General features: G+C 73.4%; 20 protein-coding genes. 8 read left to right on the top strand and 12 right to left on the bottom strand.

Going from position 1 to position 22,110, the window contains the following annotated elements; translation table 11 throughout:
• The first annotated feature begins 147 nt into the window (after positions 1 to 147).
• Complete coding sequence (locus tag OYE22_RS29540) at positions 148 to 1,578, top strand: PLP-dependent aminotransferase family protein (RefSeq protein ID WP_348652254.1); 1,431 nt, start codon at positions 148 to 150, stop codon at positions 1,576 to 1,578.
• Positions 1,579 to 1,728: 150 nt separating this feature from the next.
• Here OYE22_RS29540 and OYE22_RS29535 read toward each other — a convergent pair whose 3' ends face one another.
• The 4 genes from OYE22_RS29535 to OYE22_RS29520 form a co-directional block, all read right to left on the bottom strand.
• Positions 1,729 to 2,916 (bottom strand): aromatic acid exporter family protein, encoded by a 1,188-nt coding sequence (locus tag OYE22_RS29535; protein ID WP_277323247.1) that lies wholly within the window; start codon positions 2,914 to 2,916, stop codon positions 1,729 to 1,731.
• 297 nt (positions 2,917 to 3,213) lie between these two features.
• A complete protein-coding gene (locus tag OYE22_RS29530) occupies positions 3,214 to 4,407 on the bottom strand; it encodes an MBL fold metallo-hydrolase (protein ID WP_277323246.1) in 1,194 nt (397 codons plus the stop codon).
• Positions 4,408 to 4,522: 115 nt separating this feature from the next.
• A complete protein-coding gene (locus tag OYE22_RS29525) occupies positions 4,523 to 5,836 on the bottom strand; it encodes a DUF6745 domain-containing protein (protein ID WP_277323245.1) in 1,314 nt (437 codons plus the stop codon).
• An 86-nt stretch (positions 5,837 to 5,922) separates the two neighbouring features.
• A complete protein-coding gene (locus tag OYE22_RS29520) occupies positions 5,923 to 6,249 on the bottom strand; it encodes a hypothetical protein (RefSeq protein WP_277323244.1) in 327 nt (108 codons plus the stop codon).
• A gap of 306 nt (positions 6,250 to 6,555) precedes the next feature.
• Here OYE22_RS29520 and OYE22_RS29515 point away from each other — a divergent pair, with 306 nt between their 5' ends.
• From OYE22_RS29515 to OYE22_RS29495, 5 genes are all read left to right on the top strand, one after another.
• Entirely contained in the window at positions 6,556 to 7,506 is a 951-nt protein-coding gene (locus OYE22_RS29515) for an STM4015 family protein (protein WP_277323243.1), read from the top strand.
• 188 nt (positions 7,507 to 7,694) lie between these two features.
• Positions 7,695 to 8,909 (top strand): STM4014 family protein, encoded by a 1,215-nt coding sequence (locus tag OYE22_RS29510; RefSeq protein WP_277324383.1) that lies wholly within the window; start codon positions 7,695 to 7,697, stop codon positions 8,907 to 8,909.
• Positions 8,910 to 9,033: 124 nt separating this feature from the next.
• Positions 9,034 to 9,837, top strand: a complete 804-nt coding sequence (locus OYE22_RS29505; protein ID WP_277323242.1) for an STM4013/SEN3800 family hydrolase — start codon at positions 9,034 to 9,036, stop codon at positions 9,835 to 9,837.
• On the top strand, positions 9,834 to 11,228 hold the full coding sequence (locus OYE22_RS29500) for an STM4012 family radical SAM protein (RefSeq protein ID WP_277323241.1): 1,395 nt from the start codon (positions 9,834 to 9,836) through the stop codon (positions 11,226 to 11,228). The genes OYE22_RS29505 and OYE22_RS29500 overlap by 4 nt, the downstream gene beginning before the upstream one ends.
• Before the next feature lie 26 nt (positions 11,229 to 11,254).
• The gene (locus OYE22_RS29495; protein WP_277323240.1) at positions 11,255 to 12,190 is read left to right on the top strand and encodes an STM4011 family radical SAM protein; all 936 of its coding nucleotides are present in this window, start codon (positions 11,255 to 11,257) and stop codon (positions 12,188 to 12,190) included.
• On the opposite strand, the gene OYE22_RS29490 is transcribed toward OYE22_RS29495, so the two are convergent.
• The 3 genes from OYE22_RS29490 to OYE22_RS29480 form a co-directional block, all read right to left on the bottom strand.
• Entirely contained in the window at positions 12,180 to 12,980 is an 801-nt protein-coding gene (locus OYE22_RS29490; protein ID WP_277323239.1) for an SAM-dependent methyltransferase, read from the bottom strand. The genes OYE22_RS29495 and OYE22_RS29490 overlap by 11 nt on opposite strands.
• Before the next feature lie 95 nt (positions 12,981 to 13,075).
• Complete coding sequence (locus tag OYE22_RS29485) at positions 13,076 to 13,312, bottom strand: DUF397 domain-containing protein (RefSeq protein ID WP_277323238.1); 237 nt, start codon at positions 13,310 to 13,312, stop codon at positions 13,076 to 13,078.
• Between the two features lie 3 nt (positions 13,313 to 13,315).
• Positions 13,316 to 14,185: a helix-turn-helix transcriptional regulator gene (locus OYE22_RS29480; RefSeq protein ID WP_277323237.1), complete on the bottom strand. Its 870-nt coding sequence runs from the start codon at positions 14,183 to 14,185 to the stop codon at positions 13,316 to 13,318.
• Between the two features lie 137 nt (positions 14,186 to 14,322).
• Here OYE22_RS29480 and OYE22_RS29475 point away from each other — a divergent pair, with 137 nt between their 5' ends.
• Positions 14,323 to 14,832 (top strand): ATP-binding protein, encoded by a 510-nt coding sequence (locus tag OYE22_RS29475; RefSeq protein ID WP_277323236.1) that lies wholly within the window; start codon positions 14,323 to 14,325, stop codon positions 14,830 to 14,832.
• Positions 14,833 to 14,968: 136 nt separating this feature from the next.
• Here the strand turns inward: OYE22_RS29475 and OYE22_RS29470 are convergent, their stop codons facing one another.
• Positions 14,969 to 15,760: an SGNH/GDSL hydrolase family protein gene (locus tag OYE22_RS29470; RefSeq protein WP_277323235.1), complete on the bottom strand. Its 792-nt coding sequence runs from the start codon at positions 15,758 to 15,760 to the stop codon at positions 14,969 to 14,971.
• A 227-nt stretch (positions 15,761 to 15,987) separates the two neighbouring features.
• On the opposite strand from OYE22_RS29470, the gene OYE22_RS29465 reads away from it, so the two are divergent.
• Positions 15,988 to 16,812 carry a tyrosine-protein phosphatase gene (locus OYE22_RS29465; protein ID WP_277323234.1) on the top strand — a complete coding sequence of 275 codons (825 nt, stop codon included), beginning with the start codon at positions 15,988 to 15,990 and terminating at the stop codon, positions 16,810 to 16,812.
• 56 nt (positions 16,813 to 16,868) lie between these two features.
• On the opposite strand, the gene OYE22_RS29460 is transcribed toward OYE22_RS29465, so the two are convergent.
• From OYE22_RS29460 to shc, 4 genes are all read right to left on the bottom strand, one after another.
• Positions 16,869 to 18,266: an aspartate aminotransferase family protein gene (locus OYE22_RS29460; RefSeq protein WP_277323233.1), complete on the bottom strand. Its 1,398-nt coding sequence runs from the start codon at positions 18,264 to 18,266 to the stop codon at positions 16,869 to 16,871.
• A 114-nt stretch (positions 18,267 to 18,380) separates the two neighbouring features.
• Positions 18,381 to 19,403, bottom strand: coding sequence for an adenosyl-hopene transferase HpnH (gene hpnH, locus OYE22_RS29455; RefSeq protein ID WP_277323232.1), 1,023 nt, complete (start codon positions 19,401 to 19,403; stop codon positions 18,381 to 18,383).
• 5 nt (positions 19,404 to 19,408) lie between these two features.
• Positions 19,409 to 20,167: a 1-hydroxy-2-methyl-2-butenyl 4-diphosphate reductase gene (locus OYE22_RS29450; RefSeq protein WP_277323231.1), complete on the bottom strand. Its 759-nt coding sequence runs from the start codon at positions 20,165 to 20,167 to the stop codon at positions 19,409 to 19,411.
• Entirely contained in the window at positions 20,167 to 22,107 is a 1,941-nt protein-coding gene (gene shc, locus OYE22_RS29445) for a squalene--hopene cyclase (protein ID WP_277323230.1), read from the bottom strand. Before shc ends, OYE22_RS29450 begins: the two co-directional genes overlap by 1 nt.
• Between the last annotated feature and the right edge of the window lie 3 nt (positions 22,108 to 22,110).

The following is a 22,110-nucleotide window of genomic DNA, read 5'->3' as shown; positions in this document are numbered from 1 at the left end:
GGGCGTGGGACGTGGACCACCAAGGGCCGCTGGTGGGCCACTCTGTAGAGTGATTGGCCTGGAAAACAGGGCCAATATCGGGAGGGTGGTATGGCTGACGCGCGTGCGTTCGCGCCCGGGGGTCGGCCGGGCCGTACGGAGCGGACCGTGGGGAGCCGTCAGCTCGCCGCGATGCTGCCCGACCCCTCGGGAACCCGGCCCGCCTACCGCCACCTGGCCCAGGCCATCAGCGCGCTGATCCTGGACGGGCGGATCGCCCTGCACGTGAAGCTGCCCGCCGAGCGGGAGTTGGCCGCCGCGCTGCGCACCAGTCGCACCACCGTCACCGCCGTGTACGACCTGCTGCGCGAGAGCGGCTACGCGCACAGCCGCCAGGGCTCCGGCACCTGGACGTCCCTGCCCGACGGGCGCGCCCCCACCGGGGTGGGCCGGCTGCTCGGGGCCGAGGACACCGCGATCGACCTGGCCAGGGCGGCCTCCGGACTGCCGGAGCAGGCACTGCTCGACGCCCTCGCCGAGATCACCCCGCACCTGGTCGAGCACGTCCACACGCCCGGCTACCACCCGTACGGCCTACCGGAGCTGCGCGCCGCCATCGCCGAGCGGTTCACCGCGCGCGGCCTGCCGACCGTGCCCGAACAGATCCTGGTGACCTCGGGGGCCCAACACGCGCTCACCCTCGTCCTGGGGCTTCTGTGCGGTCCCGGCGACCGGGTCGTGGTCGAGAACCCGTCCTACCCCAACGCCCTGGAGGCCATGCGCCGCGCGCGGCTGCGCACCGTGTCGGTGCCGGTCACCGACGCCGGCTGGGACATCGAGATCATCGAGTCGACCCTGCGTCAGGTCGTGCCCCAACTGGCCTACCTGATCCCCGACTTTCACAACCCCACCGGCCTCCTCATGCCCGACGCCGACCGTGGCCGGGTGCTGCGCGCCGCCGGGCGCTCCGGTTCGTGGTTGGTCGTCGACGAGACCCTGACCGACCTGGCGCTCGACGTCCCGGCCCCACCGCCGTTCGCCTCGCACGCCGCGCCGGGCGGCACCGGACAGGTCGTCACCATCGGCTCGATGAGCAAGACCCACTGGGGCGGGTTGCGCATCGGCTGGCTACGCGCGCCCGCGCGCCTGGTCACCGAGTTGGCGGGGCAGCGCGTCGCCGCCGACATGGGCGGGTCGGTGCTGGACCAGCTCCTGGCCGTCGCCCTGCTGGCGCGGTCCGGTGAACTGCTGCCGTCCCGACTGGAGCGGATGCGCGAGCAGCGCGCGGCGCTCACCGCGGCCCTGGCCGAGCACCTTCCGCGGTGGACCTGGCGGCTGCCGCCCGGCGGGCTCTCGCTCTGGGTCGACCTGGCCGAACCGATCGCCTCGGCACTGGCCGACCGGGCGCTGGGCCACGGAGTACGCATCGAGAGCGGCGCCGTCTTCGCCGCCGACCCCGGCATCTTCGAGCAGCGGCTGCGCATCCCCTTCACCATGCCGGCGGACACGCTGCACGAGGCGGTACACCGGATGGCCGCCGCCCTCGCCGACGGCCTGCCCGCCACCCCCGCGTCGCGACGCCCGCACTGGGTCGCGTAGGACGAGCGCCGACGCCCGGTTGACGGCCGGCTGACGGCCGACGGCCCCGACCGGAGGCCGAGGGCGCGCCGTACGACCGCCGTCAGCACGGCGTACGACCGGCGCACGGCCGACGCTCGCGCACGACCGGCGCGCGGCCGGCGCGCGGCCTCACAGCCTGACGAGCTTGCGCAGCCGGGGAAAGCGTCCGCGGTCCTCGCGGGCGTTGCGGTCGAGTTCCTCCATGAGGCGCGTGGTGCGGTGCTCCATGTCCATCTCGTCCAGCATCCGGTCGATCTCCGAGAGCAGCGCGCCACGCAGGTGCCACTGGCGGGGATCGTCCCGGACGGACTCGCCGAGCAGGCGCGCGGCCCGCTCCCGGCGGTCCGCCGCCGCGTCCAACACCTCGGTCAGCCGCGTCTCGGCCTGCTGCGCGTCGGCGCTGACCTGCGTGGTGACCAGGGTGGCGAAGCTCTCGACGGCGTCGGCGACGTGCTCGATCAGCTCCGCCAGCGCGTCGGCCACCTCGGGCTCGAACAGCGGCTCGTCCCTGCGGTGCTTGGCCAGGTCGGTGAGCGTACGGGTGAGCACGCGCACCACCACGGTGCAGATCTCCAACGTGTCCAGGCCCGTACGCAGCACCACCCGGTGCAACAGGCCCTCCTTGACCCGTGGGTTGAGGCGCAGGCTGTCCTCCGCCTGGCGCAGCGCGGCATCCACCCGGGCGACGTCGTTGTCCAGCCGGCGGGCCTCGTGCAGGCGGGCCGCGGCGCGGTCGACGGGGGTGTGCTCGCCGAGCCCGCCGCTGATGTGCAGCAGCAGCTCGCGCAGCCGGCAGGCCAGGTCCTCGATGTGCTCGCTGGCGGTCTGCACCCAGACCGGCGGTGCGAAGAAGAAGTTGAACAGCAGTCCGACCACGGCCCCGATCAGCGTCTCCAACACCCGGTCCCAGGCCGTGTTGGCCACCCGGGTCACGCCGAGGACGAGCATGGCGCTGATCGCCACCTCGGCGGTGAACTCGCGCACCTTGACCAGGTGCCCCGCGGCCAGCGAGGCCAGGATGATCAGGCCGAGGCTCCACCAGGACAGCCCGACGAGGGAGCTGAACGCGATGGCGATGAGCACCCCGGAGACCACCGCGTTGACCCGGCGGATGCCGGTGGTCAGCGTGGCGTACAGGGTGACCTGCACGACGAGCAGGGCGGTCAGCGGCGCGGTCAGCGGCACCGGTTCGCTGCTGAGCTGGAGGGCGACGGCATACGAGATGGTCGCCGCCGCCGTGGACCGTATCGCCTGCACGACGGTGGGGTGGCGGCTGCGCTTGGTCAGTTCGGCTACGGGCTCCTTCACGTCGGGCACGTCCTGGCTGTCCCGCCCCCGGCCATCTCCGACACCGAAATGCCCGCTCTGCCACCTGCCTGGCGGTAGGCGGGCCAACCACGCGCCTGGGGCCGGCAGCCCCACCGCGCCGGGCCGCGCCGCGTCACGCCTCCTCCTTCACGCTCCCGTCAACGTTCCCTGTCAGCGTCTCCCGCCTGGCCGTGTTCCCCGTTCACACGCCACACGCACATCTCTGGCCCCCTCCGGCCCGACCGCTGACCCGGGCAGGAGCCCCGGCCCGCGAGCGAGCCGCCCCTCCGGGTTCCGTCTCCGGTGTCACCGCTCGCCACCCAGCTCGCCAGGTGCACGGTCCGCGCTGGCCGGCGGCCGCGTGTCCGCGGCCTCGGGGCGGCGCCACGGGCGGTCGACGGGTTCGCACGCCACACGCCACCAGGGGGCCACCGGCACCTCCCCCGCGGGCTCGAACGACTGCCCGGGAACGGGGAAGGCCACCGGCACGCCGGCGTCCGCGGCGGCGTCCCTGGTCCACTCGGCCGGCTCGGCCCACGGGTGCGGGGCCAGGTTGAAGGTGGCCCAGTGCACAGGGAGGAGCACGCCGCTGGCCCCGCCCTGGAGGTCGAGGTGTGTGCGCACCCCCTCGGCGGGCGTCATGTGGATCTCGGGCCAGAAATCGCTGTACGCGCCGATCTGGATCATCGTCGCGTCGAACGGCCCGTACCGCCGGCCGATGTTCGCGAACTCCGCGAAGTACCCGGTGTCCCCGCTGTGGAAGATCCGGTGGCGCGGACCGGCCACGACCCAGGAGGCCCACAGCGTGTGTTGTCCGCCGCGCAGCCCGCGCCCGCAGAAGTGGCGGGCCGGCGTCGCGGTCAGCGTGAGGTGGCCGACCTCGCCGGACTCGTGCCAGTCCAACTCGGTGATCCGGGTGGCCGGCACCCCCCAGTGCTCCAGATCGGCCCCGACGCCCAGCGGCACGACGAAGGCGGTGTCGGTGCGGGCCAGGGCGCGGATCGTCGGCATGTCGAGGTGGTCGTAGTGGTCGTGGGAGATGACCACGACGTCCACCGGCGGCAGCTCCGCCAGCGGCAGCGGCACCGGGTGCAGGCGCCGTGGCCCGGCGAAGGGGAAGGGCGAGCACCGCTGGCCCCACACCGGGTCGAAGAGCACCCGATGCCCGTCGATCTCGGCCAGCACGCTGGAGTGTCCCATCCAGGTGAGCCGCAATCCTGACGCCGGCTCCGCTGCCCAGTCAGCCGCGATCGGGTGGTGCACCGGTACGTGCCCACGCGGCGCCCTGCGGGCCCGGTCGACCTTGCTGAGCTGGGTGAGCAGCAGCCGACGGGTGGAGCCGGGGAGCAGGGTGCGGGTCGGCAACGGGTTGCGGAACTGGCCGGCGGCGAACTGCGGCGACCGCCGCATGCGTGCCAACCGCTCTCCCGCCGGGTCGGCCCCGAAGGCCGCCGGCCGCAGCGCGGCGATGGGCTTGCGTCGAGCGTGGGGGCCGGTCAAGGCACCTCCTGGAGGGGCGTGGGCGTAGCCGGTGGTGGCGCGCGGGGCGGTTGTCCACAACCTATGCGACGTCGTGCGAGCGACCGGCCCCCGGGGGCGAGGCCGCCGGGTCGGCTCAGGTCTGCCGCTGCGGCTCGTACGCCTCGGCGCTGAGCCCGAACGTCCAGGCCACGCCCTCGCGCGCGGTGCGGGTGCGCGGCGGCACCCGCAGCCAGTACGTACGGGACGAACCGTCGGGCTCCGGTGTGGAGTTGACCACCTCGACCATCACCACCGGCTCGTCACCCTCCAACTCGATGCGCCACAGCACGCCCGTCTCGTCCCGGTGCACCGGCTGGGCGCCGGACTCGCTGAGGTAGCGGTCGTACCTATAGTGCTCCAGCATCACGCGGCGCAACTCGGCGTTCTCCTCGGTGCGGATGCGCCGGGCGTCCAGCGCGTCGAGGCCCTCCAGGAAGTCGGCCGGCACCGGCATGCCCCGCCAGGCGTACAGGGCGAAGCCGTCGGGGTAGGCGAGGGCCGGACCGTCACCGCGGTCGAGCCGGCCCGCCTCGTCCCGGTGCAGCTCGCGGGGGCGTTCGCTGATGACCGCCACGTTCTCGTACGGCCACCACCAACCGGCCGCGCGGGCCACCGCGCTCACCCCGGTCAGCGCTTCGGCCCCGTCGAAGGCGGCCAGCCAGGCCGCGTCGTGCTGACCCAACACGGCCGACGCGAGGGCCAGCCGCACCGCGGTCTCCCGGGCCGCGCCGCGTTGTTCGCCCTGTGGCTCGCCCCGCCGCTCGTCCTGTACCCCGCCCTGTCGCTCGTCGGGCCCGGCCCCGGGCGCCGGCGCGGTGGTGCCCGCGCCGATGACCACGCCGGTGGCGCGCCCCTGATCGGGGCCGGCCAGGCCGATGATGATGCCGGCGCGGACGCGGTCGGTCAGGCCCCGCGTCAGCTCCCACAGGGGCGCCGAGGTCAGCGCCCATCGCGCGGCCCATCCCTGCGGGCCGAGTTCGGCGAGCACGCGCCGCCGTTCGGCCTCCCACGGTGCGGTGCGCACCGCCTCACGCACCGAACGGCCCGGCCGTGGCGCGTCCGGGTCGACACCCGCCGCGCGCAGCGCCCGCGCGGCGCGCGCTTCGACGTCGGAGGGCAGCGTCGCGCGCTGCCCCGTCAGCGACAGCACGGCCGCGGTGCCCACCAGGGGCGAGTCGGCCCACACCACCCGCTCGGGCTCGGCCAGGCCAGCCTGCCGATAGGCCAGTCGCACGCCGGCCTCGGCTTCCGCGCGGTCGGCGCCAGCGGTGGTCGCGGCGACCGCGCGCCAGTCCGTCCCGCCCGCGCCGCCCGACGGCGCCGGCGTCCGCCGCTCGTCCACGGCCGGCCGCCCTCCCGTGGCCTGCCCTTCCCCGGCGGTCCGCTGTTCCCCAACGATGTTCGTCATCTCTCGTTCCCCCTCTGTCGTTCGGTGTGTGTCGCGGTGCCGGGCCGGCGGGCGGTGGTGCCGCGCGGGCCACGGCCGTCGGTGGCTCAGTCCGCGACGACGCGCACCGCGCCCGGCGCGTACTCCCGCTGGCGCACCACGCGGTACCAGCCCTTCGGCAGCGGTATGGGCGCGTGCTCCTCGTGCACCACCCGGCCGCCTTCCGGGAGGTGGAGGTAGCCGGCGCCGCCCAGCCCAGGCTCGCGGACCAGCGTGCCCGGCCCCACGACCGCGTGCGCGTGCCCGGTGACCTCGCCGAGCGCCAGGATCAGCCGGCCGCGCCCGTCCCGAGGTCGCGGGGGCAGGGCGGCCACGCTCGGTGGCAGGGCCTCGCGGGCCACCGGCACGATCAGGACGTCTCCCTGTCGGTACATGTGCTTCCTCCGTCGGGCAGTTGGGCCGAGGTGTTCCGGCGACGCTCACGACGTTAGGTGGGGGGTCTGACAATCGACCGCGGCCGCCGCCCACGGCCCGACCCACCGGCCGCGCGCCCCACGCCACGGGGCCGGTGGGTCGGGCCGGCGTCGCGGAGTCGAGGCCACGGAGTCGACGCCCGCAACCTGCTGCTCACCGCCGTCGCCCGCCGCCCGCCGGACCGACTGTCAGTGCCGCTTGGTAGAACTCTTCGCAACGTCCCTCGCACGTCGTGCGAGCCGTACCGAACCCAGGAGATCCGCCCCATGACCGTTGAGCACCTGCAAGAACTGCACGGACTGCCGACCTTCGTCTTCCCGTCCAAGGGCGAGTCGACGGAGTTGCCGGCCGCGGAGGTCGTCGCCTGGTCGATCGCCGCGTCGCCGTACAGCGACGAGACGGAGTCGTTCACGGGGGTCTTCGAGCGGTTCCTGGCGACCGTGGACGTCGCCAAGGTGCGCGCGTTGATCATCGGCCAGTGGGGCGAGCCGTACGACAACAGCTCCGACGACGTGATCGAGCTGCTGGTGGCCGCGAAGGACCGGCTGACCTCCCTGGAGGCCCTGTTCATCGGGGACCTGGAGGCCGAGGAGGCGGAGATCTCCTGGATCGAGCACGGCGACGTGACGCCCGTATTGGCCGCCTATCCGCGACTGCGCGAGCTGGGCGTGCGCGGCGGCACCGGGTTGCTGTTCCCCCCGGTCAGGCACGAGGCGTTGCGCACGCTGACCTTCGAGGCCGGCGGCCTGCCCGGTGAGGTGGTGCGCGGCGTGGTCGCCAGCGACCTGCCGGCCCTGGAGTACCTGGAGATGTGGCTGGGTGTGGAGGAGTACGGCGGGGACGCCACGGTCGCCGACCTGGCGCCGCTGCTCGACGGCGGCCGCTTCCCGCGCCTGCGCCACCTCGGGTTGCGTAACAGCGAGATCCAGGACGAGATCGCCACGGCCGTGGCCGCCGCGCCCGTGGTGGCCCAGCTCGCCTCGCTCGACCTCTCGCTGGGTGTGCTCAGCGACGCGGGCGCCCTGGCGCTGCTCGACGGTCAGCCGCTCACCCACCTCAAGTGGATCGACCTGCACCACAACTTCGTCACCGAGGAGGTGGCCAACCGGCTGCGCGCCGCGTGGGAGCCGGCCGGGGTCGAGGTCGGCCTCTCGGAGACCGGCGACTCGTGGGAGGACGGCGACGAGATCCACCGCTACACGGCGGTCGCCGAGTGACGTCCGCGTCCACCCACCGTCAGGCGTCGCCGTGTCCCGGCAGTCGGCCGGCCGGCGCGTGACGGTGCGACGGGCGCGGGCGCGCCGCCGCGCGCAGCGAGCCGCACGGCCCGGCGGACCCACGGGGGCCGCCGGGCCCGGAACAGCACAGCCCGGACACGGGCCGGAGAGTAGGGAGGTGAGCCGCCATCGTCACGTCGTACGCGCCGGATGAGCGGGGTCCGCGCTTCGCGGTCGTCGGAGTGCGGGAGGGCCGGCGGGTGGCGCTGTTCACCGCCGCCGCTCGCGCCGCGGGGCTCGCCGCCCCGCGCGTGTGGGACTGGTCCGAGGTGCTGCGCGCGGGGGCCGTCTTCGAGCCGGGCGAGATCGTGCGGATCGACTCGCCGGGCGAGGACGAGGCCGCGGAGCGCGCGCTGCGCGGCGTGGACGACCCGACCCGGGTGGAGGGCACGGCCCGCTGGTACGCGCGGTTCACCTCGGCTGTGGCGGAGGTGGCCGACGCGGCGCGAGCCGCGGGAGCCCAACTCCTGGACGATCCCAGCGAGTTGGCCGTGCTGTTCGACAAGCGGCGCTGTCACGGTGCGTTGCGGGCCGCCGGCGTGCCGGTGCCGCCGTCGCCGACCTCGATCGCGCCCGCGACTCCCCCACGGGCGCCGTCGACCCCGGCCGGCGGGGCCGACGCGGTCGAGCCCGTGGGGCCCCGCGCGCCCGTGCGGGGCTGGGACGACGTGCGCGCGTTGCTCGCCGGACCGGGCGGGTTGCGGCGCGCCTTCGTGAAGCTCGCGCACGGCTCGTCGGCCTCCGGCGTGCTGGCCGTCGAGTGGGCCGGGCCCGGCCGGGTGTCCGCCAGGACCTCGGTGGAGCGCTCCCCCGACGGACGGCTGTTCAACTCGCTGCGCGTGCGCCGCTACGCCACCGAGGCGGAGGTCGCCGCGCTGGTGGACGCGCTCGCGCCGGACGGGCTGCACGTCGAGCGCTGGCTGCCGAAGGCGTCGCAGCGCGGGCGCGCCGCCGACCTGCGGATCGTGGTGGTCGGCGGGCGGGCCACGCACGCCGTCGTGCGTACCAGCCGGTCCCCGATGACCAACCTGCACCTGGGCGGGGCGCGCGGCGAGTTGGTCGCCGCCCGGGCCGCGACCGAGGCCGCCGGCGTGGCCTGGGGCGAGGTGCTGGGCCTGGCCGAGCGGGCCGCCGCCTGCTTCCCGGGCACCCTGTGCGTCGGCGTCGACGTGCTGCCCGGCACGGGCTGGCGGCACTTCGCCGTCGGCGAGGTCAACGCCTTCGGCGACCTGTTGCCCCGGCTGACCGGCCTACCCGGCAGCGGCGCCGAGGGACTCGACACCTACGGGGCGCAGATCGCCGCCGTCACGACGAAGGAGCACCGCCACCATGTCACCCGCTGACCCCGCAGGTCAGGACCTCCACGCGGGCCAGGCCGCACCGGAACGCGCGAACCCCGGTTGTCCGGGGCCGAGTTGGGGTCCGCCCGAGCCCCGCGACGAGGCACCGCACCTCGTGGAGCCGGACATGAACGCCGTCGTGGGCAGCCACGACATCCTCCTGGTCACCCTGGACACGCTGCGCTACGACGTGGCCGTCGACCTGCTGGCCCGTGGCCGGCTGCCGCACCTGGCGCGCCACCTGCCCGGTGGTCGCTGGGAGCGCCGGCACGCCCCCGGCAGCTTCACCTACGCCTCCCACCAGGCCATGTTCGCGGGCTTCCTGCCCACGCCGGCCGCCCCGGGGCCGCACCCGAGGCTGTTCGCCGCGCGCTTCGCGGGCAGCGAGACCACCGCGGCCGGCACGTACGTCTTCGACGCCCCCGACCTGGTGTCGGGCCTCGCGGCGGCGGGCTACCACACGGCCTGCGTCGGCGGCGTGGGCTTCTTCAACAAGGGCGGCGCGCTCGGCTCGGTGCTGCCCGGCCTCTTCCGGGAGAGCCACTGGGAGCCCGAGTTCTCCGTGGCCTCACCCACGTCGTTCGAGTCACAGGTGGCCCGCGCCGAGCAGGTCGTGGCCCGCACCCCCGCCGAGCAGCCGCTGTTCCTGTTCGTCAACGTCTCCGCGCTGCACCAACCCAACTGGTTCCACCTGCCGGGTGCCACCCGCGAGGCGGGCGACTCGTGGGAGACGCACGCCGCCGCGCTGGAGTACGTGGACCGGCACATCGGCCGCCTGCTGGCCGCCGCGAGCAGCCGCCGCCGCTGCTTCGCCATCATCTGCTCCGACCACGGCACCGCGTACGGCGACGGCGGCTACACCGGCCACCGGCTCGCCCACGACGTCGTGTGGACCGTGCCGTACACCCACTTCTTCCTTGAGGGCCCATGACCGTCACCATCCCGCTCAGCACACCCGACACCCCGGCCGACCCGGTCGACCCGGTCGACCCGGTCGGCTCGCCGTACCAGTCGTACGTCTACGGCTACCCGCACAAGACCGCGTACGAGGAGCTTGAACCCCGCCCCGCGCTGCGGGAGCTGTGGGCGGGCGAGGACCGCGGCGCGTTGTCGCTGTACGCGCACATACCGTTCTGCGAGGTCCGCTGCGGCTTCTGCAACCTGTTCACCCGCATCGGCGCACCCGACGGCCTCACCGGCGCCTACCTCGACGCCTTGGAGCGCCAGGCGCGCGCCGTGCGCGAGGCGCTGGACGAGGGGGGCGAGGCGCCGCGGTTCGCGAATGCCGCGTTCGGCGGCGGCACGCCGACGTTCCTGACCGCCGCCGAACTCAGCCGGCTGTGCGACATCGCCGAGCAGCGGATGGGCGCCGACCTGCGGGACGTTCCGCTGTCGGTCGAGGCGTCGCCGGCGACGGTGACCACGGACCGGCTCGCAGTGCTCGCCGAGCGCGGCACCACCCGGCTGAGCCTCGGCGTGCAGACCTTCGTCGAGGCCGAGGCACGGGCCGCCGTCCGGCCACAGCGCCGCGCGGACGTGGAGGCGGCGCTCGGCCGGGTGCGCGACGCCCGCATACCCGTGCTCAACATCGACCTGATCTACGGCATCACGGGCCAGACCGAGCAGTCCTGGCAGCGCTCCCTCGACGCGGCGCTCGCCTGGCGGCCCGAGGAGCTGTACCTGTACCCGCTCTACGTCCGACCCCTGACCGGCCTCGGCCGGGGCGGCACCGGGGTAGACCCGGCCTGGGACGAGCAGCGGCTGCGGCTCTACCGGCACGGCCGCGACACGCTGCTGGCCAGCGGTTACGAGCAGACGTCCATGCGGATGTTCCGGCGTCGCGGCGCGCCGGTCGTCGGCGACGACGAGTACGCCTGCCAGCGCGACGGCATGGTGGGGCTTGGCTGCGGCGCCCGCTCGTACACCTCGCGGCTGCACTACTCGTTCGACTACGCCGTGGACATGCGGACCATACGGGGCATCGTCGACAACTACGTGGCGCGGCCCGCCGACGCGTTCACGCGGGCGACGCACGGCCGTTGGATGGACGAGGACGAGCGCCGGCGCCGCCACGTGTTGCAGTCGGTGCTCCAGGCCGAGGGGATGGTGGTGGCCGACTACCGGCAGCGGTTCGGCACCGAGCCCGGCGTGGACTTCGCGGCCGAACTGGCCCTGTGCGCCGACCGTGGCTGGCTCGACGAGAGCGCGGGTCCCGAGGTGCTGCGGCTGTCCGCCGAGGGGTTGGCGCACTCCGACGCGCTCGGGCCGCTGCTGTTCTCGCCCGCCGTGCGCGCCGCCATGGCCGCCTACGAGCCCAAGTGAGGGAGGTACCCGTGAGGGAGGCATCCGTGAGGGAGGAGTCACCGAGCGGTGCGGGGACGGAGCTGACCGTCCTCTACCGGGGGCCGCTCGCCTCCTGCGACTACGACTGTCCGTACTGCCCGTTCGCCAAGCGCCGCGACTCCCGCGAGCAGTTGCGCGCCGACCGGGCGGCCCTGGAGCGCTTCACCGGCTGGGCCGCCGAACGCACCGAGGACAGGCTGTCGCTGCTGTTCACGCCGTGGGGCGAGGGGCTGGTCCGCTCCTGGTACCGGCGCGCGCTCACCGAGCTGAGCCACCTGCCGCACGTGCGCCGGGTGGCGATCCAGACCAATCTGAGTTGCCGCACCGACTGGCTGGGCGCGGCGGACCTGGACGCGCTGGCGCTGTGGTGCACCTACCACCCGGGGCAGACGCCGTACGAGCGGTTCGTGGCCAAGTGCGGCGAGTTGGTGGAGCGTGGCGTTCGGTTCAGCGTCGGCATCGTGGGGCTGCCCGAGCACCTGACGGCGGCGCACCGGCTGCGCGCCGCGCTGCCCGCGCACGTCTACCTGTGGGTGAACGCGGCCGAGGGGCGCTCCTACACCGACGCGGAGGCCGAGCAGTGGGCCGCGATCGACCCGCTGTTCGGCTACAGCCGGCACCCGCACGCCAGCGCCGGGCTGCCTTGTCGTACGGGCTCATCGGTCATCTCGGTGGACGGCGACGGCACGGTGCGCCGCTGCCACTTCGTCCGCGACGAGTTGGGCAACCTCTACGACGGGTCCTACCGGGCGGCGCTGCGCCCGCGCCCGTGCACGCGGGAGGTGTGCGACTGCCACATCGGCTACGTGCACCTGGAGACGCTGCCGCTGTACGACGTGTTCGCCGGCGGCGTGTTGGAGCGGATACCGGCGCGCGTGCCGACGGCGGACGCGACTGGCCCGGTGCCGCTCCCACTCGGCCCGACCAGGCTCACCGCTTGACGCCCACGCCCCCGTAGAAGGCGACCCGGCCGTCCTCCGCCTCGCCGGCGGGCTGCTCCGGGCGCCACCGCGACGCCTGGGCGACCCCGGGCTCCAGCAGGTCGAACCCCGCGAACAGGGCCTCGACGGCCGGCTGGTCGCGCAGGTGGAGGCTGGCGGTGGCGGCCCGGTAGACCTCGCTGGCGTCGCCGCCCGCGCGGTGGAAGTCCCCCGTGCCGTGGCTGAGGACGAGGAAGCTGCCGGCGGGCAGCGCGTCCCGCAGCGCGGCGACGATGCCGGCCGGGTCCTCCTCGTCCTTGACGAAGTGCAGGACGGCGAGGAGCAGTACGGCCACCGGCTGATCGAAGTCGATCAGCTCGCGGACGGTGGGGTGGTCGAGGATGTGTCGCGGTTGCCGGGCGTCGGCGAGCAGGAAGCCGACGCCTGGCGTGTTGGTCAGCCTGGCCCCGGCGTGGGTGGCCACGATCGGGTCGTTGTCGACGTAGGCCACGCGGACGTCGGGGGCGATCTGCCGGGCAGCCTCGTGGGTGTTGGGCGAGGTGGGGATGCCGGTGCCGATGTCGATGATCTGCCGTACGCCCTGCCGCACCACGTGTTGCACGGCGCGGAACAGGAACTGTCGGTTGGCGCGGGCGCTGGGGCGGGCCTCCGGGGCCATGGCTATGACGCGCTCGGCCGCCTCGCGGTCGATCTCGTAGTTGTCTTTTCCGCCGAGGTAGTAGTCGTACATGCGGGCCGGGTGTGGCCTGCTGGTGTCGATCCCGGGGATCGAGGGGCCCTGCTCAACCATGCCGTGCTCCGCTCGGTGCCGATGCCTGTGGTGCCGCCGCGATCGCTCGCCCGCGCGCCGCCCCGCCGGCGCTGGTGGCCGGCGGGGCGGTGCGGTCAGGCGAGGAGGAAGTCGGCGTCACCGGCCTTCGCGCCCTGGATGAACCGCGCGATCTCGTGGTGGCTGTAGATCAGGGCGGGCCCGTCCGGATCGGTGGACTGGCGCAGCGCGATCCGGCCGTCGCCGAGGCGCATGGCCTCCACGCAGCTTCCCCCGTTGCCCCCGCTCCAGGGCTTGTGCCAGCCTTCGGTACCGAGTTCGGTGGCGGGCATGCCGTTGTAGATGCGATCCATGGTTCAGATCTCCTTGCGAATGCCACCGAGGATCGACTCGGTGGTCTGTGCTGGCGCGGCTTGCGCGCACATCCGGTCCAGGGCCTCCAGGAACATCGACACGTCATCGCGCTGGTCGAAGTAGACGGCGCCGACGAGGCTCTCCGAGTACGCGATGTCGGGAAGTTCCGGGATCGGGAACCGGAAGATGTGGAAGGGGCCGTACATGGCCGGGTGTGGCCCGGCGTCGAACGGCATGACCTGGAGCCGGACGTTGGGCATGGCGGTGGCCTCGATGAGGCGCGTGAGCTGGTCGCGCATCACACCGGGTCCGCCGATCGGCCGCCGCAGCACCGTCTCGTCGAGCACGGCCCACAGCAGGGGTGGGTTCTCGCGGGTGAGCAGCGCCTGGCGCTCCTTGCGCAGCGCGACGCCACGGTCGATGTCCGCCTCGGAGGCGTGCGGCATGCCGGCGCGCAGCACGGCGCGCGTGTAGTCCTCGGTCTGCAACAGGCCGGGGATGTAGTGCGGCTCGTAGGCCCGGATGAGGTTGGCCTCGACCTCCAGGCTGACGAAGGCGCTGAACCAGTCCGGCAGCACGTCGCGAAAGCGGTGCCACCAACCGGGCTGGTTGGCCTCGCGAGCCAGCGCGAGGAAGCCCTCGACCTCTTCCTGGTCGCTCACGCCGTAGGTGGTCAGCAGCTTCTCGACGTACGGGATCTTCAGGCCGACCTCGGCCTTCTCCATCCGGCGGATCGTGGCGTGGGTGACGTCGAGCGCGCGACCGGCCTGCTCGTAGCTGAGTCCGGCCTTCTCCCGTAGGTCCTGCAGGCGTCTGCCGAGCACCACGCGCAAGACGGTCGGGGCACCGCCTCCCGACCGTGCGTCTGCCACTGCCGTTCCCCTTCCAAGCGCCGTCACGGGTAAGCAGTCTGTCATGTGCTCAGCTCACCGAACAGACTGCTCTTACGATTCTGCAATTTACAGATTGAAGCTTGCCATTCGTCACTGACGGGCCGCATAGTTGCGGCGTGGCCACTTCATACGACGGTCTCTGGTTAGGACGCCCGGGCGGCGCGGTCGCCCAACGCCTTCAGGACGCGTTCCATCTGCCGGCGCTCAGCACCTCGGTCGCTGAGGCACGCAAGCGGGTTCTGGCCCGGCTGGCCGAGTGGGGTGCCCACGACGAACTGCGGGACGACGCCCAACTCGTCGTATCGGAGCTGTTCACCAACGCGGTACGGCACACCAACAGCGACCGGGTCCGCTGCGAACTGCGCGTCTTCGCCGACCGACTGCGGGTCGAGGTGGCGGACCAGGGGCGCGAGCACGCCACGTTGTGCCCCCGCGAGAGCGGCTGGGAGCAGGAGGGCGGACGCGGGCTGATGCTCGTGGAGGCGCTGTCCGACTCCTGGGGCGTACGCCCGCGCGAGGGCGGGCAGGGCCGGGCGGTCTGGGCCTATCTGCCGACCGCCGGCCTGCCGGCGCAGTCCACGGGGCTCCCGGACCGGCCCGCCGGCTCCTCCCCCATCTGGGCCTGACGGGCCGCCCCTTCACGACGCCGGAGCGTTCGAGCCCTGGTGCCGCGGTCCGCCTGACGGGCACGCCAGCCAGCGCGGCAGCGCGGGCCCGCGCCCGGGACGGCGCCTCGCGCCGCCCCGGAGCGCCGGTCGCGGGCTAGAGCGGCAGCAGGTCAGGTCGCTTGGGCTCGACGTGGTCGCCGGAGGACTCACCGCGCAGGCGGCGGCCGATCCAAGGGACGAGGTGTTCGCGCGCCCAGTGGATGTTGTCCCGACGCACGGCCGCGGCGGGGCGCTGGGCCAGCGGCGGCCAGGGCTGGTCGGGGTCGGCGCACACCTCAAGACCGAGGACCTGCGCGGCGCGCAGGGCGACCCGGGTGTGCCCGTCGGGCGAGAGGTGCAGGCGGTCACCGCTCCAGGCGCGCCGGTCCTGCACGGACCGCAGCGACCACAGGTCGAGCACCGGGCAGTCGTAGCGGTCGGCGATGGCGCGCACGTGCGCCGTGTACGTCGCGATCTTCCCGCGTAGATGCCGCAGCACCGGCACGTCGCGCGTGTCGAAGCCGGTGCACACCAGCACGGTGCCCACGGACGAGGCGAGCTTGGCCACCGCCGCCTCGTACCGGCCGGCGACGTCGTCGGGATCGCTGCCCGGTCGCAGGATGTCGTTGCCGCCCGCGCAGAACGTCACCAGCTCGGGCCCCAGCTCAAGGACGCGCGGCACCTGTTCCTCGACGATCTGGTCGAGGAGTCGGCCGCGGACGGCGAGGTTGGCGTAGCGGAAGTCGTGCTCGGCGCGTTGGTCCGACAGCAAGACGGCGAGCCGGTCGGCCCAGCCTATGAAGGCCCCATCGGGCCCTGGGTCGCCGACGCCTTCGGTGAAGCTGTCTCCGACGGCTGCGTACGACTCGAACGCGCCACTGTTGTTGGTCTTCGAATCGGCTGCCACGTCAGCACATCCTCCTCCGAACGAAGTGACCTACGCCACCGTAACCAAGGGTTGACGTGGGGTGATCTATCCCACTGGATCTCTTACATAAAGCCGGAATAGCATCCGCACCGACGATGACAAGGGGCGGGCGCGGCCGAAATGATGGTGCGGCGGGCCCATACCGTAGGGTCGGCCCCCCGCCTCTCGTTGACCACAGCAGGCACAACCCGCACCGAGGAGCAGCCGTGACACAGCAGATCCCGCACGCCTCCCCCAGCACCCCGCACGAGCCGGAACCGCGCCTGTCCGGGGTCAGGAACTTCCGGGACGTGGGTGGCCTGCCGACGCTCGACGGCCGGCGGGTGCGCTCGGGCGTGCTCTTCCGCAGCGGTCACCTCGCCCACGCGACCGAGGAGGACGCGGCGTTCCTGGCCACGCTGGGCCTGCACACCATCTTCGACTTCCGCAACGCCGCCGACATCAGGGTCGAGGGCCCCGACGTCGCGCTCCCCGGTGTCCGCAACGTCAACATCCCGCTCACCGACCCGGCCGAGGGCGCCGAGTTCTGGTCCATGGTCTTCCACGGCGACATCGAGCAGCTTCGGGCCGAACTCTCCGACGGCCAGGCCGCCGGCCGGATGATCGCCTCGTACCGCGCGATGGTCACCACGCGCACCGCCGAACACGCCCGCGTGCTGGCCGCGCTGGCCGACGACAGCGTGCCGGCGCTCATGCACTGCGCGGCCGGCAAGGACCGCGCGGGCCTGTCGATCGCCATCACCCTGCTCGCCGTCGGCGTCACCCCGGAGGCGATCGAGGCCGACTACCTGGCGTCGGCGGCGGCCCACCGGCGCTACAAGGTGCGCCGCCACAGCGACTCCCCCGAGGCCATGTCGCCCGAGGTGCTCGAACTCATCGGCCCCCTCTTCGACGCGCGGTCCAGCTATCTGGCGGCGGCGTTCGAGGCGATCGAGACGACCTGGGGCGACACCGAGCGCTACCTCACCGAGGGCCTCGGCCTCACCCCCGCGCTGCGCACCCGGCTGCGCGAGCGGCTGCTGACCGACTGACCGCCGGCGCGCGCCGGGCCCGTGCCGGGGCGCGCGCCCAAAGCGGCCACCCGGCCTCACCGGTTGGCGACGGCTTGCTTCACGAGGGTCTTGCCGAACTCCCACAGCAGGCCGCCTCCGTCGTGCGCGTCGTCCATGACCTCCGTGAACGCCGCCACGAAGCGGTCCACCTCCGGCTCGCCGATGATCAACGGTGGGATCAGCTTGATCACTTCCAGGTGGTCGCCGGAGACCTGGGTCAGGATGCGGTGCCGGTGCAGCAGCGGCGCCACCACCAACTGCGCGAACAGCCCCTTCCGCGCGGCCTGGAGCATCGTCCAGCGGCCGCGCAGCTTCAGCGAGGTGGGCCGGCCGAACTCGATGCCGATCATCAGCCCCCGGCCGCGCACCTCGTGCAGCAGCTCGTAGCGCGGCACGAGCGCGGCGAGCCGCTCGCGGAGCAGGTCGCCGGTGCGCCGGGCCCGGGCCACGAGGTCCTCCTGCTCCATGACCGCGAGGGTGGCCAGGCCGGCCGCCATGGCCTGGGCGTTGGAGCCGAAACTCGCGGAGTGCACCAGCACCCGGTCCATCGAGGAGTAGACCCGCTTGAAGATCCAGTCCTTGCCGAGGGTCGCCCCCACCGGCACGTAACCGCCGGACAGCGCCTTGGCCACGCACACCAGGTCGGGTTCGACGCCCTCCTCGTGCTGGTAGCCGAAGAAGTCCCCGGTGCGCCCCATGCCGGTCTGCACCTCGTCGGCGATGAGCAGCGCCTTGTGCCGGTGCAGCAGGTCCTGGGCGGCGCGCAGGTAACCGGGCGGGGCCGCGAGCACGCCCTTGCCCTGGATCGGCTCGACCACCAGGGCGGCCACGTCACCCCGTCGCAACTCCCGTTCCAGGGCGGCCAGGTCGCCGAGCGGCACGGCCGTGTCGGGCAGCAGCGGCGCGAACCCGTCCCGGAAGCCGTCCTCGCCGTTGACCGAGAGCGCGCCGGTGGTCAGCCCGTGGAAGGCGTGCGCGCAGTACAGCACTCTGGGCCTGCGGGTGGCGTACCGGGCGAACTTGAGCGCCGTCTCGACCGCCTCGGTACCGCTGTTGCCGAAGAACACCCGGTCCAGGTGCGGCGCGTGTGCCAACAGCCGCTCGGCGAGGAGTCCGGGCAGCGGCTGGCAGTCGAAGCGGGTGAGGTCGGCCAGGCCCGCGTCCAGGACGTCGTGCAGCGCCTTGCGGACCACGGGGTGGTGGCGGCCGAGGCCCATCACCCCGAAGCCAGCGAGCATGTCCAGGTAGTCCTGGCCGTCGGCGTCCCAGAAGTACGCGCCCTCGGCCCGCTCGTAGACCTTGTCGAAGCCGATGGTGTGCAGCATGCGCGGCAGTTGGTGGTTCAGGTACCGGGCGTGCAGTTCGTAGCGTTCGCCCCCGCGCTCCGTGAGGAGTCTGCCGAGGTCGAAGCCCGTCGATTCGGCCACCGTCATGCTCCTGCCCCTTCGTGTGTGCGTCGCTCGTCCTGCCGCGCCGGCCAGCGCGGGCCGCGTGCGCGTGCGCCGGGCCCCGCTCGGGGTGGGTGCCCGGCGCCCGCGCCGGCGGCCTCACCTGTTGGCCGACACCGTTTCCCTGGCCGCGCGCAGCGACTCCTTCAGGGAGCCCATGGTGGCCAGCACCGCCGTGGGCTCGTACCCGCAGTGCGCCATGCAGTTGTCGCAGCGCGGGTCCTTGCCACGGCCGTACTTGTCCCAGTCGGTCTCCTCGATCAGCTTCTGGTACGTGGGCACGTACCCGTCGCTCATCAGGTAGCACGGGCGCTGCCAGCCGAACAGCGAGTAGTTGGGGATGCCCCAGGCCGTGCACGGGAAGTCGGTCTTGCCCTCCAGGAAGTCCAGGAAGAGCGGGCTGTGGTTGAGCCGCCAGCGGCGGCGGTTACCGCCGGCGAACGCCTTGCGGAACAGCTCCCTGGTCTGGCCGACGCCCAGGAAGTGCTCCTGGTCCGGCGCCTTCTCGTAGGCGTAGGCGGGCGAGATCATCATCTCGTCCACCTTGAGGTCGTCGTTGAGGTAGTTGAGCACCTCGATGATGTTCTGCGGGGTGTCGGTGTTGAAGAAGGTCGAGTTGGTGGTGACCCGGAAGCCGCGCCGCTTGGCCTCCTTGATCGCCTCCACCGCCTCGTCGAACACCCCCTCCTTGGCGACCGACTCGTCGTGCCGCTCGCGCAGGCCGTCGATGTGCACGGTGAAGGCGAAGTAGGGCGAGGGGGTGAACTTGTGCAGCTTCTTGCGGAGCAACACCGCGTTCGTGCAGAGGAAGACGTACTTCTTGCGCTTGACCAACTGGCGGACGATCTCGTCGATCTGCGGGTGCATGAGCGGCTCACCGCCGGCGAGGGAGACCATCGGGGCGCCGGACTCGAGTACCGCGCCGACCGCCTGCGCCACCGGCATCCGCTGCTTGAGCACCCCGGCCGGGTGCTGGATCTTGCCGCACCCCTCGCAGGAGAGGTTGCAGGCGTACAGCGGTTCCAACTCCACGATCAGCGGAAACTTCTCCCGCCGCCGGATCACTTTCTGTTCGAAGAGATACGTCCCGACCCGGATGGTCTGACGAAGCGGCATGGCCATCTAGCTCACCTCCTGGAGAGCGGTAACGAACGGTGCCATTGGCAGAAGGCAGGAAGGATCGAGCGGAGCACCCGGAAGGCGGATATTCCACCGCGCAGGGTGCCGACGCGGACCAGCTCATGCTCTGGAGCGTCCACGACCACCCGAACGGCCGCAACCGGGCGCGGGCCCGCGCGCACGGCGGTGCGCAGGGTCGCCGCGGACTCCATGTCCACGGCGACGGCCCCGGTCGCCCGCAGCCGGGCGCGCTCGGCGCCGCGCACCACGTGGTCGGAGCCGGCCACCGGGCCCGTGTGCACGGCGGGCGCGAGGCCGCGCCCGGAGCGGCGGCACAGGTCGGCCAGGGCGCTGGCGAGGACATCGGTGCCGGTGCACTCGGTGCTGCCCGCGTGGTCGCGGGTCTGGTCGGCGACGACGAGGTCGCCGGGGTGCATCCCCGGGGCGAGTCCGGCGCAGAACCCGGTGGCGATGACGGCCGCCGGGCCCGGCCCCGGTACCGGCCGGTGGCCGCCCGTCGGGTCCGGACCCGGCGGATGCCCCCGGGGGCCGGCGGCGCCCGCTACCGACCGTCCCGGCCCCGGTCCGACCGCCGTGGCCAGGACGCGCTCCATCGAGCGCTCGGCCGCCCGCGGGCCCATCCCGGTGCGCAGCAGCACCATGGGGCCCGCGGCCGCGCCGCGGTCGCCGCCGCGCAGCGCGAGCCGCTCGATGCCGAGCGCGCAGACCACCAGGAGCGGCGGGGCCGCGGCGGAGGCGTCCGCCATCAGGCCCCCTGCCGTTCCGCTCCGAACGGCTGCGCGTGGATGTAGCGGCCGAGCGCGGTGATCGGGAAGACCATCCGGTACAGGTGGTAGTTGATGGAGAAGTCCCACGGGAAGCCGGTGCCGGTGAAGTACGGCTCGTCCCAACCGCCGTCCGGGCGCTGGGTATCCACCAGCCACGCGATCCCGCGCCGTACGCACTCGCTCTCCCGCTCGCCGGCCGCGAGCAGCGCCAGCAGCGCCCACGCGGTCTGCGAGGGGGTGGACTCGCCGCGACCCACCCACGCGCGCTCCCGGTACGAGCGCTGGTCCTCGCCCCAGCCGCCATCCTCGTTCTGTACGCTCTCCAGCCAGCTCACGGCCCGCCGGATGCTCGCGTGCGTGCTGGGAATGCCGGCGAGCACGAGGGCGGGCACCACGGAGCCGGTGCCGTAGAGGTAGTTGGTGCCCCAGCGGCCGAACCAGGCGCCGTTCGGCTCCTGTTCGGCCAGCAGCCAGTCGATGCCACGCTGGGTGCGCGGGTCGCCCCGCTCGCCGAGCGCCACCAGCATCTCCACCACGTGCGCGGTGACGTCGGCCGACGGCGGGTCGATGACCTCGCCGAAGTCGCAGAACGGCAGCTTGTTGGGGAACGGGCTGACGTTGTCCGCGTCGAAGGCGCCCCAGGCCCCGTTGCTCGACTGCATGCCCAGGTTCCACTCGGCGCCGCGCTGGATGGCCCGCTCGACGCGCTGCGGGTCCGGGTGGCTGACTCTGCGCAGCGCGAGCACCACCTCGGCGGTGTCGTCGATGTCGGGATAGTTGTCGTTGTGGAACTCGAACGCCCAGCCGCCGGGGCGCAGTTCGGGCCGGCGCACCGACCAGTCGCCCGGCTTGTACACCTGCTCGTCGAGCATCCAGTCCGCGGCGCGCACCAGGGCCGGGTGGTCGTCGGGCAGGCCCGCGTCCGCCAGCGCGATGGTGGCCAGGCAGGTGTCCCACACCGGCGACTGGCACGCCTCGACCATCCGGACCCGCTCCCCGTTCTCGTCCTCGCGCCAGACGGCGAACCGGTCGAGGGAGGCGAGGCCGGCCCGGAGCACCGGGTGCTCCAGGTCGTAGCCGAGGAGGTGCAGGGCGATCACCGAGTAGACGGCCGGTGGCTGGATGCCGCCCCAGCAGCCGTCGTTCTCCTGCCGTTCGATGATCCAGCGCGCGCAGGAGCGGATGGCGGCCCGGCGCAGCGGGCGGACGGCGACCTTGCGGTAGCTGTGCAGCGCGCGATCAAGGCGCTGGAAGGCGCCGTCCCAGGTGGTGGCGGGGGCCAGCGGGCGCGGCGGGTTGGGGCGGCGCGGGTCGGCGTGCAGCTCGTCCAGCGCGAACGGCGCGGGGCGCACCGGGCGCTTGGCCGAGACGATGGTCAGCGGCACGATGGTCTGCCGCGCCCAGCAGCCGAAGTCGTAGATGTTCAGCGGCGCCCACTTGGGCAGGTAGATCAGCTCGGGCGGCAGCTCGGGCAGGTCGTCCCAGCTCCACCAGCCGAACAGGGCGAGCCAGATGCGGGTGAAGACGCGGCTCGCGGCGATGCCGCCCGCCTCGCGCACCCACGCGGAGGCGGCGGCCAGGTGCGGGGCGTCCGGCTCGTCGCCCGCCAGGCGCAGCGCCACGTACGCCTCGATGGTCGCCGACAGATCGGGCGGACCGCCGTGGAAGGTGGCCCAGGTGCCGTCCGGGCGCTGCCGGGAGCGGATGTGGCGGGCGGCCGCCGCGGTGGTACCGGGGTCCTGGATGCCGAGGAACTGGCGGAGCAGGAGGTCCTCGGCGTCCATGGTGACGTTGGTCTCCAGGTCACCCTTCCACCACCCCTCCTTGTCCTGGCGGGCCAGCAGGTGGTCGACGGCCCTGGCCGTCGCCTGCCGGGCCGCCGTTAAAACCGTGGTTGTTTCGACGACTGTCGCTGTCATGGC

Source organism: Streptomyces sp. 71268 (assembly GCF_029392895.1).
In the GTDB taxonomy this organism is placed as follows: Bacteria; Actinomycetota; Actinomycetes; order Streptomycetales; family Streptomycetaceae; genus Streptomyces.
This window is presented reverse-complemented; position numbering and strand designations above follow the sequence as displayed.

Excerpts from the sequence above, each read along its gene's own strand:
- OYE22_RS29515 (WP_277323243.1), top strand. The coding sequence starts at position 6,556 with ATGACCGTTGAGCACCTGCAAGAACTGCACGGACTGCCGACCTTCGTC.
- shc (WP_277323230.1), bottom strand. The coding sequence starts at position 22,107 with ATGACAGCGACAGTCGTCGAAACAACCACGGTTTTAACGGCGGCCCGG.
- OYE22_RS29525 (WP_277323245.1), bottom strand. The coding sequence starts at position 5,836 with ATGACGAACATCGTTGGGGAACAGCGGACCGCCGGGGAAGGGCAGGCC.
- OYE22_RS29500 (WP_277323241.1), top strand. The coding sequence starts at position 9,834 with ATGACCGTCACCATCCCGCTCAGCACACCCGACACCCCGGCCGACCCG.
- OYE22_RS29490 (WP_277323239.1), bottom strand. The coding sequence starts at position 12,980 with ATGGTTGAGCAGGGCCCCTCGATCCCCGGGATCGACACCAGCAGGCCA.
- OYE22_RS29450 (WP_277323231.1), bottom strand. The coding sequence starts at position 20,167 with ATGGCGGACGCCTCCGCCGCGGCCCCGCCGCTCCTGGTGGTCTGCGCG.
- OYE22_RS29485 (WP_277323238.1), bottom strand. The coding sequence starts at position 13,312 with ATGGATCGCATCTACAACGGCATGCCCGCCACCGAACTCGGTACCGAA.
- OYE22_RS29460 (WP_277323233.1), bottom strand. The coding sequence starts at position 18,266 with ATGACGGTGGCCGAATCGACGGGCTTCGACCTCGGCAGACTCCTCACG.
- OYE22_RS29505 (WP_277323242.1), top strand. The coding sequence starts at position 9,034 with ATGAACGCCGTCGTGGGCAGCCACGACATCCTCCTGGTCACCCTGGAC.
- OYE22_RS29520 (WP_277323244.1), bottom strand. The coding sequence starts at position 6,249 with ATGTACCGACAGGGAGACGTCCTGATCGTGCCGGTGGCCCGCGAGGCC.
- hpnH (WP_277323232.1), bottom strand. The coding sequence starts at position 19,403 with ATGGCCATGCCGCTTCGTCAGACCATCCGGGTCGGGACGTATCTCTTC.